This is a genomic window from Streptomyces sp. NPDC021225, assembly GCF_044332865.1.
Taxonomy (GTDB): Bacteria; Actinomycetota; Actinomycetes; order Streptomycetales; family Streptomycetaceae; genus Streptomyces.
Genome location: NZ_JBIRPV010000003.1, coordinates 77,434 through 92,287, shown reverse-complemented (window position 1 = coordinate 92,287; position 14,854 = coordinate 77,434). Strand labels below are relative to the sequence as shown.

General features: G+C 70.3%; 10 protein-coding genes. 6 read left to right on the top strand and 4 right to left on the bottom strand.

Annotated features, from left to right (window positions below; translation table 11 throughout):
- Positions 1-20: 20 nt before the first annotated feature.
- Positions 21-1,262: a site-2 protease family protein gene (locus ACH4S9_RS14025; protein WP_311725292.1), complete on the bottom strand. Its 1,242-nt coding sequence runs from the start codon at positions 1,260-1,262 to the stop codon at positions 21-23.
- An 84-nt stretch (positions 1,263-1,346) separates the two neighbouring features.
- On the opposite strand from ACH4S9_RS14025, the gene ACH4S9_RS14020 reads away from it, so the two are divergent.
- Positions 1,347-2,327, top strand: a complete 981-nt coding sequence (locus ACH4S9_RS14020) for a RecB family exonuclease (RefSeq protein ID WP_311725291.1) — start codon at positions 1,347-1,349, stop codon at positions 2,325-2,327.
- 21 nt (positions 2,328-2,348) lie between these two features.
- On the top strand, positions 2,349-3,020 hold the full coding sequence (locus tag ACH4S9_RS14015) for a response regulator transcription factor (RefSeq protein WP_014181038.1): 672 nt from the start codon (positions 2,349-2,351) through the stop codon (positions 3,018-3,020).
- Positions 3,021-3,166: 146 nt separating this feature from the next.
- On the opposite strand, the gene ACH4S9_RS14010 is transcribed toward ACH4S9_RS14015, so the two are convergent.
- From ACH4S9_RS14010 to metH, 3 genes are all read right to left on the bottom strand, one after another.
- A complete protein-coding gene (locus ACH4S9_RS14010; protein WP_311725290.1) occupies positions 3,167-4,771 on the bottom strand; it encodes an ABC transporter substrate-binding protein in 1,605 nt (534 codons plus the stop codon).
- A 378-nt stretch (positions 4,772-5,149) separates the two neighbouring features.
- Positions 5,150-5,851, bottom strand: coding sequence for an HAD family phosphatase (locus ACH4S9_RS14005; RefSeq protein ID WP_352133369.1), 702 nt, complete (start codon positions 5,849-5,851; stop codon positions 5,150-5,152).
- A 158-nt stretch (positions 5,852-6,009) separates the two neighbouring features.
- Complete coding sequence (gene metH / locus ACH4S9_RS14000) at positions 6,010-9,534, bottom strand: methionine synthase (protein ID WP_398371922.1); 3,525 nt, start codon at positions 9,532-9,534, stop codon at positions 6,010-6,012.
- Between the two features lie 251 nt (positions 9,535-9,785).
- Here metH and ACH4S9_RS13995 point away from each other — a divergent pair, with 251 nt between their 5' ends.
- The 4 genes from ACH4S9_RS13995 to ACH4S9_RS13980 all read left to right on the top strand — a co-directional run bounded on the left by ACH4S9_RS13995 (position 9,786) and on the right by ACH4S9_RS13980 (position 14,828).
- Positions 9,786-10,550, top strand: coding sequence for an IclR family transcriptional regulator (locus ACH4S9_RS13995; RefSeq protein ID WP_311725287.1), 765 nt, complete (start codon positions 9,786-9,788; stop codon positions 10,548-10,550).
- A gap of 262 nt (positions 10,551-10,812) precedes the next feature.
- Positions 10,813-11,607, top strand: coding sequence for an MIP/aquaporin family protein (locus ACH4S9_RS13990; protein ID WP_311725286.1), 795 nt, complete (start codon positions 10,813-10,815; stop codon positions 11,605-11,607).
- 50 nt (positions 11,608-11,657) lie between these two features.
- Positions 11,658-13,184, top strand: coding sequence for a glycerol kinase GlpK (gene glpK, locus ACH4S9_RS13985; RefSeq protein WP_311725285.1), 1,527 nt, complete (start codon positions 11,658-11,660; stop codon positions 13,182-13,184).
- 3 nt (positions 13,185-13,187) lie between these two features.
- The gene (locus ACH4S9_RS13980; RefSeq protein WP_358845558.1) at positions 13,188-14,828 is read left to right on the top strand and encodes a glycerol-3-phosphate dehydrogenase/oxidase; all 1,641 of its coding nucleotides are present in this window, start codon (positions 13,188-13,190) and stop codon (positions 14,826-14,828) included.
- Positions 14,829-14,854 lie beyond the last annotated feature (26 nt).

Genomic DNA, 14,854 nt, shown 5'->3' with positions numbered 1-14,854 from the left:
GCCTCAGCGCCCGGTGGGTGTCAGGAGGGTGTTCTTGCCATGGCGGCCACGAAGGCGCGCTCGACGTCGGCCGTCGACAGGACGCCGTAGATCTCCCCGGTCTCCTCGACCACCAGGTATTCGGTGGCGGGGGTGGCACGCAGGGTGTCCAGCAGTTCTTCGCCCGTGAGCTCGGCGGAGACCCGCATGCCGTCCTTGAGGTCCTGGGCCAGGCCGCTGACCGCGACCCAGGGGCGGCGGTGCTCGGGGATCCCGACGATGGCGGCCTCGCGGACCACGGCGGTGGGCGTGCCCTGGCCGTCGACCACGACGAGGGCTCGCGCCCCCGCCTCATTGGCGCGGCGCAGCGCCTCCGAGAGGGGGGTGTCGGCGGCGACTGGCACGGCACGCCGGGTGAGGGCGCGGGCCCGCAGGTCCGGGAGGCGTTCACGCAGCCGGGCCATGCGCAGGCTGTTTCCGGCGCCGGTCCAGATGATTGCGGCCAGTATGGCGGCGAGCAGCGCGTCGGTGAGCGAGTCGACGCTGCCGAAGCCCTCGGACTCGTCCCCGAGCCCGCCGGCCTGGGTGGCCAGCGGCAGGCCCACCAGGACCGCGACGGCGAGCGCCCGGCCGGTCCAGGCGGCGGCGATCGTGCCCGTCATGGGCTTGCCGCTGATCTTCCAGACGACGGCGCGCAGCATGCGGCCGCCGTCCAGGGGCAGGCCGGGCAGCAGGTTGAAGATGGCCACGATGAGGTTGGAGATCATCAGCCCGGCGAGCAGCACCCCGGGGACCGTGCCCGGCTCCACGACCAGCATGCCGAGGTAGAACAGGCCGGAGAGGATCAGGGAGAGCAGCGGGCCGACGAAGGCCAGGACGAACTCGCGGCCGGGCGTCTCGGACTCCTTCTCGATCTCCGAGACTCCGCCGAAGAACTGGAGCTGGATCCGGCGCACCGGGAGCTTGAAGCGCAGCGCCGCGATGGTGTGGGCGAGCTCGTGGACCAGCACGGAGGCGTAGAAGGCCACCGCGAAGAACAGCGAGACGATGTAGCGGGCGGCGCCCAGCTCGGGCAGCACCCGCTCCAGCTGGCCGCCGAAGACCCAGGTGATGAGCGCGGCGACCAGAAACCAGCTGGGCGAGACGTACACGGGCACACCGAACGGCCGGCCCATCAGGAAGCCGCCGCCCGCCTCACGGGGGCGCTGCGGCTTTTCGCCCTCGGGCTCGGTCGTACCGTCCGATCCCCCGCTGTCGGACTGCCGCTGCCCGCTGTTGTCCACGGTGTCCCCTCGTCGGATGCGTCGTTCGCACCGCTTCTTCGGTATGGTCCCCACGATCATGCAGTGCGAGGACCTCGGACGTCGATGGTATGCGTCCGGCTGTCGGTGGCGGGCCGTAGGGTCTGCGCCATGGGAACCTCCACCGGGAAGGCCGAGCGGGCCGATCGGACGCCGGAGTCCGAGCGGCCGTCCGCTGTGCCGCCGTCCGCGCGCAGCTTGTCACGGTCCGCGCCGTCGTTGTCGCCATCGCGCGCGGCGGACTTCATGCAGTGTCCGTTGCTCTACCGCTTCCGGGTGATCGACAAACTGCCGGAGAAGCCGAGCGCCGCCGCGACCCGCGGCACGGTGGTGCATGCGGTGCTCGAGCGCCTATTCGATTCCCCGGCCGTGGAGCGCACCGCCCCGCGCGCCCGCGCGTTGGTGCCTGGTGAGTGGGAGCGGCTGCTGAAGGCCCGGCCGGAGCTGGGAGAGCTGTTCCGTGCGGAGGACGGCACGGAGGACCCGGAGCGGCTGGAGCGATGGCTCGCGGATGCCGAGCGGCTGGTCGAGCAGTGGTTCTCGCTGGAGGACCCGACGCGCCTGGAGCCCGCCGAGCGGGAGCTGTACGTGGAGACGCGGCTGGACTCCGGGCTGACGCTGCGCGGCTATATCGACCGGGTCGACGTCGCTCCGAGTGGCGAGGTGCGGATCGTCGACTACAAGACCGGCAAGGCGCCCGCCCCGCAGTACGCGGCGGACGCGCTGTTCCAGATGAAGTTCTACGCCCTGGTGCTGTGGCGGCTGCGGGGGGCGGTGCCGCGCCGGCTCCAGCTGGTCTACCTGGGCAGCGGTGATGTGCTGACGTACGACCCGCAGGAGTCCGATCTGCTGGCCGTGGAGCGCAAGGTGCGGGCCCTGTGGGAGGCGATCGCGCAGGCGATGGCCGGCGGCGTCTTCCTGCCGCGCCGGACGAAGCTGTGCGGATGGTGCGACCACCAGGCGCATTGCCCGGAATTCGGTGGGACTCCCCCGCCTTATCCGCTGGCCATCGTCCCCGCGCAGTCCGGCAGAATGGGGCAGGTCTAGCGGTCCACCGAAGGAGATCCCGTGGCGATCCGCGTCCTACTGGTCGACGACCAGCCGCTGCTGCGCACCGGCTTCCGGATGATTCTCGAGGCCGAGCAGGATCTGGCGGTCGTCGGCGAGGCGGGAGACGGACTACAGGCCCTGGACCAGGTGCGGGCGCTCCAGCCGGACGTGGTGCTGATGGACATCCGCATGCCGCGGATGGACGGGGTGGAGGCGACCCGGCAGATCACCGGCCCGGGCCGGGACGGTCCGGCCAAGGTGCTGGTGCTGACCACCTTCGATCTGGACGAGTATGTGGTGGAGGCGCTGCGCGCGGGGGCCAGCGGCTTTCTGCTGAAGGACGCGCCGGCCCATGAGCTGGTGCAGGCGATCCGTGTGGTGGCGGCGGGCGAGGCGATGCTGGCGCCGAGCATCACGCGGCGGCTGCTCGACAAGTACGCGGGGCATCTGCCGTCCGGCGAGGAGCCGGTGCCGGACACCCTGCACACCCTCACCGAGCGCGAGGTGGAGGTCCTGAAGCTGGTCGCCAAGGGGCTGTCCAACGCGGAGATCGCGGCGGATCTGTTCGTCAGTGAGACGACGGTGAAGACCCATGTGGGGCATGTGCTGACGAAGCTGGGGCTGCGGGACCGGGTGCAGGCCGCGGTCTATGCGTATGAGAGCGGGCTGGTGCGGCCCGGCGCGCAGTAGCGCGCGAGCGCCTCTGCTCGCGCTTTCGCACCGGGCGCGCCCGCGCAGATCGGCGCGCGGCTATCGGCGCACGCGACAAGGGCCGTATCCCTCCGCCTCCTGGCGGCACGGGGTACGGCCCTTGTCACTGCTTGTCGCCGCCGGGCTCAGTCCCCGGTGGTGCGGCCGATCTCCCACAGCTGGAGCATGGTCGAGGAGTCGAGCAGGTACTCGGTTCCCACGATCCCGTCGCGGGCGGCCACGTACTGGTTGCCCTGCCACAGCGGCAGATACGGAACATCGTCCGCGATGATGTCCTGGATCTTCTGGAGGTCCTTGACCGCGAGGGCCCGCTGGGACTCCTGCCGGGTCTTGGGGATCAGATCGTCCTGGACGGTCTTGTTGTGGTACGGCGAGTTGAGGAAGTTGTCCTTGGTGAGGAACGGCGCGATGTAGGTGTCCGGGTCCGGGAAGTCCGGGAGCCAGCCCATGCCGTAGGCGGAGTACTCCCGCTTGGAGGCGGCCGGGCGGAACTCGGTCCACTTGAAGCCCTCGATCCGCACCGAGAACAGGCCGCTGGAGTTGAGCTGCGACTGGAGCTTCTTGAACTCCTGGGCCGTCTCCGGGCCGTAGTGGTCCGTGGTGTACGTCAGCGTCAGGTCCACCGGGGTCTCCACGCCGGCCTGCTGGAGCAGTGTGCGCGCGGCGGTGACGTCCGGGTCGCCGTACTCGTTGTGGAACGAGTTGGTGTGCGAGGAGATGTTGTTGGGGACCATCGAGTACAGCGGCTCGGCGGTGCGCTTGTACACATCGCGCACCAGCGCCTGGCGGTCCACGATGTGGGCGATGGCCTGGCGCACGGCCCTGTTCTTCACCGCCGGGGCCGTGGTGTCGAAGACGAGGTAGCGGATGCCCTGGCCGGAGGTCTCCTGGAGCCGGACGCCCTTGACCTCGCCGGTGTCCAGCCGCTCGATCTGCTCGGGCGAGAAGCCGCGGTTGACGACGTCGATATCGCCCTTGGTCAGCGCCTCCTCCATGGTCTTGGCGTCGTCGAAGAAGCGCATCTCGACCTTGTCGCTGCGCGGTTCGACGTCTCCCTTGTACTCGGAGTTCTTGGTGAAGACCACCTTCGTCAGCCGGTTGTTCCGCACCTCGGTCTTCGCGGTGTACGGGCCGGAGCCCACCATGTCGAAGCCCTTGAGCACCGCGTCCTTGCGGTAGACCTCGCTGTCGAGGATCGCGGCGGCCGGCGTGGTGAGCTTGGAGGGGAAGGTCGCGTCCGGGCTGGAGAGGTGGATGACGATCTCGCGGTCGTTGGGGGTCTCCACCTTGTCCACGTTGGAGAGCAGGGACCACACCCCGGTCTGGTCCTTGATCCGCAACACCCGCTCCAGGGAGAACTTCACATCGGCGGAGGTCAGATCGTGGCCGTTGGAGAACTTCAGCCCCTTGCGCAGCTTGCACCAGTACTGCTCGCTCTGCCGGTCCCGGAAGCCGCACTGCTCGGCGGCGTCGGGTATGGGGTCGGTCCCGGAGCGGGGCAGTCTCATCAGCGTCTGGAAGGTGCTGTGCAGCACGCTCCAGGAGGCGAAGTCATATGCCTGGGCGGGGTCCAGCGGCGCGTTCCCCACCTTCGACGCCTCGATGCGGTCGGTGCTCCCCACGATGATCGCGCCGCCGTCCGAGCCTGCGCCCTCGTCACCGCCGCACGCGGCGAGCGAGGAGGTCAGGAGGCCCGCCAGGGCCGGCAGCACCAGCGACTTGCGATTCATTCTCGGGAGTCTCCCTGGGATCGATCAACTACTCGCCGAAGAGATTAGTCCGCGGTGCCAGCCCTACTGGAACACAACGAAGTTGAGGCAATATCACGCCCCGATAACGTGTAACGGTTCACCGATATCCGGACGCCGTCATGTTTCACATGAGATGTGATCAATCCGGACACATAGGTCCACGCAAATCGCCCCAGAGAGGACCGGCAGCAGAGCGCGCGCGCCCTGTCGACGGTCCGCATGGTGAGAAACATCACGTCTATGGAGGGCCTCGCGAGGGCAAGCGGAATTGGCGCTTTCAGTTTCCCGACCCAGCTTCCGGCCCCGCTCCCGACCCGCTTCCGGCCCGCCCTTTACGGAAATACGCTCAGTGCGCGTTCAGCGCATTGCTGTGATCAGAGTGCGCAGAAATGGCACGTCGACTTCTTCCAGCGAGCCGACGACCGTGCGCCCCACCGCGGGCTCGATCGGCACCAGCGACGGCACGGCCACCACCCGGCACCCCGCCGCCTCGGCCGCCGTCACCCCGGTCACCGTGTCCTCCACCACCACACAGCGCGCCGGGTCCGCGCCCAGCCCCGCGGCGGCGTGCAGATACGGGTCGGGGTGCGGCTTGGTCCGGCCGATGTCGTCGCCCGCGACGGTGAGCGTGAAGTGCTCCGGGCCGATCGACCGCAGCACGGACTCCATCACGCGCCGGTGGGAGGCCGAGACCAGCGCGGTGGGCACCTGGTGCGCGGCCAGCTCGGTGAGCAGCCGGCGGGCGCCCGGGAGCAGCGGCACGGTGCCGTCGATCAGCTCGGTGAAGCGGCTGTTCAGCAGCCCGGTCAGCTCGGCGAGCGCGATGTCCGCGCCGGTGGCCTCGATCAGGAAGGAGGCGCTGCGGGTCATGGGCCCGCCCACGACGATCTGCCGGTACTCCTCGGCGAGTGCGTGGCCGAGCTCGGCGAAGATGGAGACCTCCGTGTCCCACCAGATGCCCTCGGTGTCCACCAGGGTGCCGTCCATGTCGAGCAGAACGGCTTGCAGGGCGGAGCCTTCGGCCGTACGGGTGTCGACGGCGGGGATGCTGCTGGTCATCCGATCACCTCCGGGCGAGGGGCAGGAAGGCCGGTCGTCATCCGCGGTTTCCGCGATTCGGAAGACGACCGGCCTCTACCGGATCGACCAGTGTACGTCGGCGCGCTCCGCGACGCCCGGCGGCTTCCCGGCGGGCGTCGCGGAGCGCGCCGGGCGCGTTACCGCGCGTTGAAGTACTTGGCCTCGGGGTGGTGGATGACGATCGCGTCGGTGGACTGCTCGGGGTGCAGCTGGAACTCCTCGGAGAGCTTGACCCCGATCCGCTCCGGGCGCAGCAGGTCGGCGATCTTCGCCCGGTCCTCCAGGTCCGGGCAGGCGCCGTAGCCCAGCGAGAAGCGCGCGCCCCGGTACTTGAGGTCGAACATGTCCGTGACGTCCTCGGGGTCCTCGGACGCGAAGCCCAGCTCGGCGCGCACCCGTGCGTGCCAGTATTCGGCGAGCGCCTCCGCCAGCTGGACGGACAGCCCGTGGAGCTCCAGGTAGTCGCGGTAGGAGTCGGCGGCGAACAGCTCGGCGGTGGCCTCGCCGATCTTCGATCCGACGGTGACGACCTGGAGCCCGACCACATCGGTCTCGCCGGACTCCTCCGGGCGGAAGAAGTCCGCCAGGCACAGGCGGCGGCCGCGCCGCTGGCGCGGGAAGGTGAAGCGGGTCAGCTCGCTGCCGTCGTCGTGCAGCAGCACCAGGTCGTCGCCCTTGGACACACACCGGTAGTAGCCGTAGACGACGGCCGCCTCCAGCAGGTTCTCGGTGTGCAGCTTGTCGAGCCAGCCGCGCAGCCGCGGCCGCCCCTCGGTCTCGGCCAGCTCCTCGTAGCTCGGCCCGTCGCCGGTACGGGCCTGCTTGAGGCCCCACTGGCCCTTGAACAGCGCGCCCTCGTCCAGCCAGGACGCGTAGTCCGCCTGCTGGATGCCCTTGACCACGCGGCTGCCCCAGAAGGGCGGGGTGGGCACCGGGTTGTCGGTGGCCACATCGGAGCGCACCGGCCCCTGCTCGGGCTCCGCCACCTCCACCGCCGCCGCGCGCTTGGCCACGCGGCGCTGCTTGAGCTCGGGCAGGGACGCGCCCGGCACGCCCCGCTTGACGGCGACCAGGGCGTCCATCAGCCGCAGGCCCTCGAAGGCGTCGCGGGCGTAGCGGACCTCGCCCTCGTAGATCTCGTGCAGGTCCTGCTCGACATACGCCCGGGTCAGCGCCGCCCCGCCGAGGATGACGGGGTACTCGGCCGCGAGCTTGCGCTGGTTGAGCTCCTCCAGGTTCTCCTTCATGATCACCGTGGACTTCACCAGCAGCCCGGACATGCCGATCACATCGGCGCGGTGCTCCTGGGCGGCGTCCAGGATCGCCGAGACCGGCTGCTTGATGCCCAGGTTGACCACGTTGTAGCCGTTGTTGGACAGGATGATGTCGACGAGGTTCTTGCCGATGTCATGGACGTCGCCGCGGACCGTGGCGAGCACGATGGTGCCCTTGCCCGCGTCCTCGCCGTCCTCGGCCTTCTCCATGTGCGGCTCCAGGTGCGCCACCGCCGCCTTCATCACCTCGGCGGACTGGAGGACGAACGGCAGCTGCATCTGCCCGGAGCCGAAGAGGTCGCCGACGACCTTCATGCCGTCCAGCAGGGTCTCGTTGACGATGTCCAGGGCGGGCCGCTCCTGGAGGGCCTCGTCCAGGTCGGCCTCCAGGCCGTTGCGCTCGCCGTCGATGATGCGGCGCTTGAGGCGCTCCTCCAGCGGCAGGGCGGCCAGCTCCTCGGCCTTGCCGGCCTTCAGGGACTTGGCGGTGGCGCCCTCGAACAGCGCCATCAGCTTCTGGAGCGGGTCGTAGCCCTCGGAGCGGCGGTCGTAGATCAGGTCGAGGGCGGTGGTGACCTGCTCCTCGTCGAAGCGCGCGATCGGAAGAATCTTGCTCGCGTGCACGATCGCCGAGTCGAGGCCCGCCTTGACGCACTCGTCGAGGAAGACGGAGTTGAGCAGGATGCGGGCGGCGGGGTTGAGGCCGAAGGAGATGTTGGACAGGCCCAGCGTGGTCTGCACATCCGGGTGGCGGCGCTTGAGCTCGCGGATCGCCTCGATGGTGGCGATGCCGTCCTTGCGGGACTCCTCCTGGCCGGTGCAGATGGTGAAGGTCAGGGTGTCGATGAGGATGTCCGCCTCGTGGATGCCCCAGTTGCCGGTCAGGTCGGCGATCAGCCGCTCGGCGATCTCGACCTTCTTCTCCGGGGTGCGGGCCTGGCCCTCCTCGTCGATGGTGAGCGCGATCAGCGCGGCGCCGTGCTCCTGGGCCAGACGGGTGACCTTGGCGAAGCGTGACTCGGGGCCGTCGCCGTCCTCGTAGTTGACGGAGTTGATGACCGCGCGGCCGCCCAGCTTCTCCAGGCCCGCGCGGATGACGTCGACCTCGGTGGAGTCCAGCACGAGGGGCAGGGTGGAGGCGGTGGCGAAGCGGCCGGCCAGCTCCTCCATGTCGGCGACGCCGTCCCGGCCGACGTAGTCCACACACAGGTCGAGGAGATGGGCGCCTTCGCGGATCTGCTCCCGGGCCATCTCCACACAGTCGTCCCAGCGGCCCTCCAGCATGGCCTCGCGGAACTTCTTGGAGCCGTTGGCGTTGGTCCGCTCGCCGATCGCCAGGTACGAGGTGTCCTGGCGGAACGGCACCGTCTGGTAGAGGGAGGCGGCGCCGGGCTCGGGGCGGGGCGTGCGCTCGGTGGGGGTCAGCTCGCGGACCCGCTCCACGACCTGGCGCAGATGCTCGGGCGTGGTGCCACAGCAGCCGCCGACCAGCGACAGCCCGTACTCGCGCACGAACGTCTCCTGGGCGTCGGCCAGCTCGGCCGGGGTGAGCGGGTAGTGCGCCCCGTCCTTGCCCAGCACCGGCAGGCCGGCGTTCGGCATGCAGGACAGCGGGATACGGGAGTGGCGGGCCAGATAGCGCAGGTGCTCGCTCATCTCGGCCGGGCCGGTCGCGCAGTTCAGGCCGATCATGTCGATGCCCAGCGGCTCCAGCGCGGTGAGCGCCGCGCCGATCTCCGAGCCGAGCAGCATGGTGCCGGTGGTCTCCACCGTCACCGAGCAGATCACCGGGACGTGGGTGCCCAGGGCGTCCAGGGCGCGGCGGGCGCCGAGGACCGACGCCTTGGTCTGGAGCAGGTCCTGGGTGGTCTCCACCAGCAGGGCGTCCGCGCCGCCGGCGATCAGGCCCTCGGCGTTCCGCTGGTAGGCGTCGCGCAGCACGGTGTACGGGGCGTGGCCCAGCGTCGGCAGCTTGGTGCCGGGGCCGATCGAGCCGAGCACCCAGCGGGGGCGGCCGTCGGCCGCGAAGCCGTCGGCGACCTCGCGGGCGACCCGGGCGCCCGCTTCGGACAGCTCGTACACCCGGTCCGAGATCTCGTATTCGCCCAGCGCCGAGTGGTTTGCGCCGAAGGTGTTGGTCTCCACGCAGTCGACGCCGGCCTCGAAGTAGGCCGAGTGGACCGAACGGACGATGTCGGGGCGGGTGACGTTGAGGATCTCGTTGCACCCCTCGAGCTGCTGGAAGTCCTCGAGGGTGGGGTCCTGGGCCTGGAGCATGGTGCCCATCGCGCCGTCCGCGACCACCACCCGGGTGGCGAGGGCCTCGCGGAGGGCGCCGACTCGGGCGGCGGAGTCGGTGGGGATGGAGGTGGGCGTGTGCGAGGCCATGGGTGAGCTCCCTGAGGTGCGACGGCTGTCGGCTTTGCGCCCTCCTCCCGGAGGGCGCACCAGGCCAGCGTAGCCGCCGGGGGGCTTCCGGCGCGGGCTGTTCCATCTGGCGGGACATCTTGTGAGGGGCCGAGGGGGTGCCGTCCACGGGGCACCTTTTGATCGTTTACCCTTTCCCCGCTGTACCGCGGGGTCGACATGGACCGATAGTGTTCAGCATTGTCGAACCGTAGTGTCAGGAGGGGTGCGCGATGGCACGGACCATCCAGTCGCTCGAGCGAGCTGCCGCGATGCTACGGCTGCTCGCCGGGGGCGAGCGCCGTCTGGGCCTGTCCGACATCGCCTCCTCGCTGGGGCTGGCCAAGGGCACCGCGCACGGCATCCTGCGCACGCTCCAGCAGGAGGGCTTCGTCGAGCAGGACGAGGCGTCGGGCCGCTATCAGCTCGGCGCCGAGCTGCTGCGTCTGGGCAACAGCTATCTGGACGTGCACGAGCTGCGCGCCCGCGCCCTGGTGTGGACCGACGACCTGGCCCGCTCCAGCGGGGAGAGCGTGTATCTGGGCGTGCTGCACCAGCAGGGCGTGCTCATCGTCCACCACGTGTTCCGCCCCGACGACAGCCGCCAGGTGCTGGAGGTCGGCGCGATGCAGCCGCTGCACTCCACGGCCCTGGGCAAGGTGCTGTCCGCGTACGACCCGGTGGCGCACAGCGAGGCGGTCGAGGCCGAGCGCGAGGCGTTCACCCCCCGCACGGTGACCTCCATGACCGGCTTCGAGTCCGTCCTGGACCTGACCCGGGCGCGCGGCTGGGGCTCGGACGTGGAGGAGACCTGGGAGGGCGTCGCGTCGATCGCCGCCCCGATCCACAACCGGCGGCGGATGCCGGTGGGCGCGGTGGGCGTCGCGGGCGCGGTGGAGCGGGTCTGCAAGGAGGGCGAGCTGCGCTCCGATCTGGTCGCCGCGGTACGGGACTGCGCGCGGGCCGTCTCGCGCGATCTGGGCGCCAGCCGCTTCTGAGAGTTACCGCTCGGTATCAGCCGGTTCACGCCCGTTCACCCCGGTACGAGTTTTCAGTCACACGACCCTTGACCTCAGCCTTCACCGTGCAGAAAACTGCCGTTCGTCGGTCGGCATTGTCGAACATCTGACGACAATATTCGCTAGGGTGTAACTCGCCGCGGGCCGACCAGCCCCTCACCGAGGGGCGCGGGCCACCGGTTGACCCCCGTGGTGCAGCGCTTCCCGGTGTCCATCTGGACGAAGGACAAAGGAGTCGCGGGTGTCCAGCTCCGACATCTTCATCGGCGAGACCATCGGTACCGCCGTTCTCATCCTGCTCGGCGGTGGTGTCGTCGCCGGCGTTGTCTTGAAGCGCTCCAAGGCGTTCGGCGCGGGGTGGCTGGCCATCACCTTCGGGTGGGGTTTCGCCGTGCTGACCGGCGCGTATATCTCGGCCCCCCTGTCCGGGGCACATCTGAACCCCGCCGTGACGCTGGGCCTCGCGATCGAGGGCGGCACGGAGTGGAGCGATGTGCCGATCTATGTGCTCGGTCAGATGACCGGCGCCATCATCGGGGCCACCTTGGTGTGGGTCGCCTACATGGGCCACTTCCAGGCGCATCTGACCGACCGCGAGATCGTCGGCGGCCCGGGCGCCCAGGACACGGCCAAGGCCGCGGCCCAGGCGAAGACCGACGCCGGCCCGGTGCTCGGCGTCTTCTCCACCGGCCCCGAGATCCGCAACACGGTGCAGAACCTGGCCACCGAGATCATCGCCACGACCGTGCTGGTGCTGGCCATCCTCACCCAGGGTCTGAACGGGGACGGCCACGGCCTGGGCGTCATCGGCGTCCTGATCACCTCGCTGGTCGTCGTCGGCATCGGCCTCTCGCTCGGCGGTCCGACCGGCTACGCCATCAACCCCGCCCGTGACCTCGGGCCCCGCATCGCCCACGCCCTCCTGCCGCTGCCCAACAAGGGCGGCTCGGACTGGGGCTACGCCTGGATCCCCGTCGTCGGCCCGCTCATCGGCGGCGCCATCGCCGGCGGCATCTACGAGATCGCCTTCGCCTAGCCCCACTCTCAAACCCCACCCCCTCTTGACGCGCAGGAGAGCCGCACACCATGACCGACACCCACTCCACCGGCCCGTTTATCGCAGCGATCGACCAGGGCACCACCTCGAGCCGTTGCATCGTCTTCGACCGGGACGGCCGCATCGTCTCGGTCGATCAGAAGGAGCACGAGCAGATCTTCCCCAAGCCCGGCTGGGTCGAACACAACGCGACCGAGATCTGGGAGAACGTCCGGGAAGTCGTCGACGGGGCCATCAGCAAGGCCGGCATCACCTCCGCCGATGTGAAGGCGATCGGCATCACCAACCAGCGTGAGACCACGCTGCTGTGGGACAAGAACACCGGCGAGCCGGTGCACAACGCCATCGTCTGGCAGGACACCCGCACCGACGCCCTGTGCAGGGAGCTCGGCCGCAACGTCGGCCAGGACCGGTTCCGCCGGGAGACCGGCCTGCCGCTCGCCTCGTACTTCGCGGGCCCGAAGATCCGCTGGCTGCTCGACAACGTCGAGGGGCTGCGCGAGCGCGCGGAGGCCGGCGAGATCCTCTTCGGCACCATGGACTCCTGGGTGATCTGGAACCTCACCGGCGGCACCGACGGGGGCGTGCACGTCACCGACGTCACCAACGCCTCGCGCACCCTGCTGATGAACCTCCAGACCCTCGACTGGGACGAGCGCATCCTGTCCTCGATGGAGATCCCGGCGGCCGTGCTGCCCGAGATCCGCTCCTCCGCCGAGGTGTACGGGACCACCGCCGAGGGCGTCCTGGCGGGCGTGCCGGTGGCCTCGGCGCTCGGTGACCAGCAGGCCGCCCTCTTCGGCCAGACCTGTTTCTCCGAGGGCGAGGCCAAGTCGACCTATGGCACCGGAACGTTCCTGCTGATGAACACCGGCGCCAAGCCGGTCAACTCGTACAACGGCCTGCTGACCACCGTCGGCTACCGCATCGGCGACCAGAAGCCGGTCTACGCCCTCGAGGGCTCGATCGCCGTCACCGGCTCGCTGGTGCAGTGGATGCGCGACCAGATGGGGCTGATCAACAGCGCGGCCGAGATCGAGACCCTGGCCAGCTCGGTCGAGGACAACGGCGGCGCCTACTTCGTGCCCGCCTTCTCCGGTCTGTTCGCCCCCTACTGGCGTGACGACGCGCGTGGCGTCATCGCGGGTCTGACCCGCTATGTCACCAAGGCGCACATCGCCCGCGCCGTGCTCGAGGCCACCGCCTGGCAGACCCGCGAGATCGTCGACGCGATGACCAAGGACTCCGGCGTCGAACTCACCGCGCTCAAGGTCGACGGCGGCATGACCTCCAACAACCTGCTGATGCAGACGCTCTCCGACGTCCTGGACGCACCCGTGGTGCGGCCGATGGTCGCCGAGACCACCTGCCTCGGCGCCGCCTACGCCGCCGGTCTCGCCGTCGGCTTCTGGCCGGACACCGACGCGCTGCGCGCCAACTGGCGCCGCGCCGCCGAGTGGACCCCCCGCATGGACGCGGAAGTCCGCGACCGCGAGTACAAGAACTGGCTCAAGGCCGTGCAGCGGACCATGGGCTGGATCGAAGACGAGGAGTAAGCAATGACCACCCCGCAGAGCGCCCCGGCACTCGGGACGCACCCGGCTGCCGGTTCCCTTCCAGCCGCCGCTGGGAGGCACCCCCTGCCGAGCCGCGCCGAGACCCGGGAGAGGCTGACCAGGGCAACGCACGACCTCCTGGTGATCGGCGGCGGCATCCTGGGCATCACCACTGCCTGGCACGCGGCGCAGTCGGGACTGCGGGTGGCCATGGTGGACGCCGGCGACTTCGCCGGCGCCACCTCCTCGGCCTCCTCCAAGCTGCTCCACGGCGGGCTGCGCTATCTCCAGACCGGCGCGGTCAAGCTGGTCGCCGAGAACCACTTCGAGCGACGCGCGGTCTCCCGCAGCGTCGCCCCCCACCTGGCGAACCCGCTCACCTTCTATCTGCCGGTCTACAAGGGCGGCCCGCACGGCGCGGCCAAGCTCGGCGCGGGCGTGTTCGCCTACTCGGCGCTCTCCGCCTTCCGGGACGGCGTCGGCCATGTCATCAGCCCCGACAAGGCCGTGCGGGACGTCCCCGAGCTGCGCACCGACGGCCTCAAGGCGGTCGCGGTCTACGGCGACGGCCAGATGAACGACAGCCGCATGGCCCTGATGACGGTGCGGGCGGCGGTCGAGGCGGGTGCGACCGTGCTCAACCACGCCGAGGTGGTGGGGCTGCGGACGACCGACGGCCGCGTCACCGGAGCGGAGCTCAAGGACCGCCTGGACGGCACCGAGTTCGGGGTGAACGCCCGCCTGGTGCTGAACGCCACGGGCCCGTGGGTGGACCACCTGCGCGCGATGGAGGACCCGAACGCGGCCCCGTCCATCCGGCTCTCCAAGGGCGCGCACCTGGTGCTGGGGCGCACCTCCCCGTGGCGGGCCGCGCTGGCCACGCCGATCGACAAGTACCGCATCACCTTCGCCCTCCCCTGGGAGGACATGCTGCTGCTCGGCACCACCGACGAGGCGTACGAGGGCGACCCGGCCGAGGTGCGGGTGAACGAGAAGGACATCGCCCAGATCCTCGACGAGGCCGCCTTCTCCATCCGGGACCAGCAGCTGTCCCGCGACCTGATCACCTACTCGTTCGCCGGGCTGCGGGTGCTGCCCGGCGGCCCCGGGGACACCGCCAAGGCCAAGCGGGAGACCGTGGTCACCGAGGGCCGCGGCGGCATGCTCTCCATCGCGGGCGGCAAGTGGACCACCTTCCGCCACATAGGCCGCACCGTGATGAACAAGCTCGCGCAGCTGCCGGGGCACCCGCTGGCGGAGGACATGGAGCCCATATCGCGGCTGCCCAAGCACATGCCGCTGCCGGGCCTGGCCAGCCCGCACGCGGTCGCGCACCGGCTGCTGGTGGACGGCGGCACCCCCGGCCCGCGGATGGCCGGGGACACCGCGCGCCACTTGGCGACGCACTACGGTTCGCTCTCCTTCGACATCGCCCGGCTGGCCGACGAGGACCCGGCGCTCGGCGAGCGGATCCACCCGGACGCCCCGGAGATCTGGGCGCAGGTCGTCTACGCCCGTGACCACGAGTGGGCGGAGACCGCGGACGATGTGCTGCGCCGCCGCACCACGTTGACGATCCGTGGGCTGGACACGGAGGAGGTGCGGGCGCGGGTCCAGGAGCTGCTGGACCGCCGCGCGGCCTGACAGGCCCTATAAGGCCCGGGCCCCAT

Excerpts from the sequence above, each read along its gene's own strand:
- ACH4S9_RS14010 (WP_311725290.1), bottom strand. The coding sequence starts at position 4,771 with ATGAATCGCAAGTCGCTGGTGCTGCCGGCCCTGGCGGGCCTCCTGACC.
- metH (WP_398371922.1), bottom strand. The coding sequence starts at position 9,534 with ATGGCCTCGCACACGCCCACCTCCATCCCCACCGACTCCGCCGCCCGA.
- ACH4S9_RS13980 (WP_358845558.1), top strand. The coding sequence starts at position 13,188 with ATGACCACCCCGCAGAGCGCCCCGGCACTCGGGACGCACCCGGCTGCC.
- ACH4S9_RS13995 (WP_311725287.1), top strand. The coding sequence starts at position 9,786 with ATGGCACGGACCATCCAGTCGCTCGAGCGAGCTGCCGCGATGCTACGG.
- glpK (WP_311725285.1), top strand. The coding sequence starts at position 11,658 with ATGACCGACACCCACTCCACCGGCCCGTTTATCGCAGCGATCGACCAG.
- ACH4S9_RS14020 (WP_311725291.1), top strand. The coding sequence starts at position 1,347 with ATGGTATGCGTCCGGCTGTCGGTGGCGGGCCGTAGGGTCTGCGCCATG.
- ACH4S9_RS14005 (WP_352133369.1), bottom strand. The coding sequence starts at position 5,851 with ATGACCAGCAGCATCCCCGCCGTCGACACCCGTACGGCCGAAGGCTCC.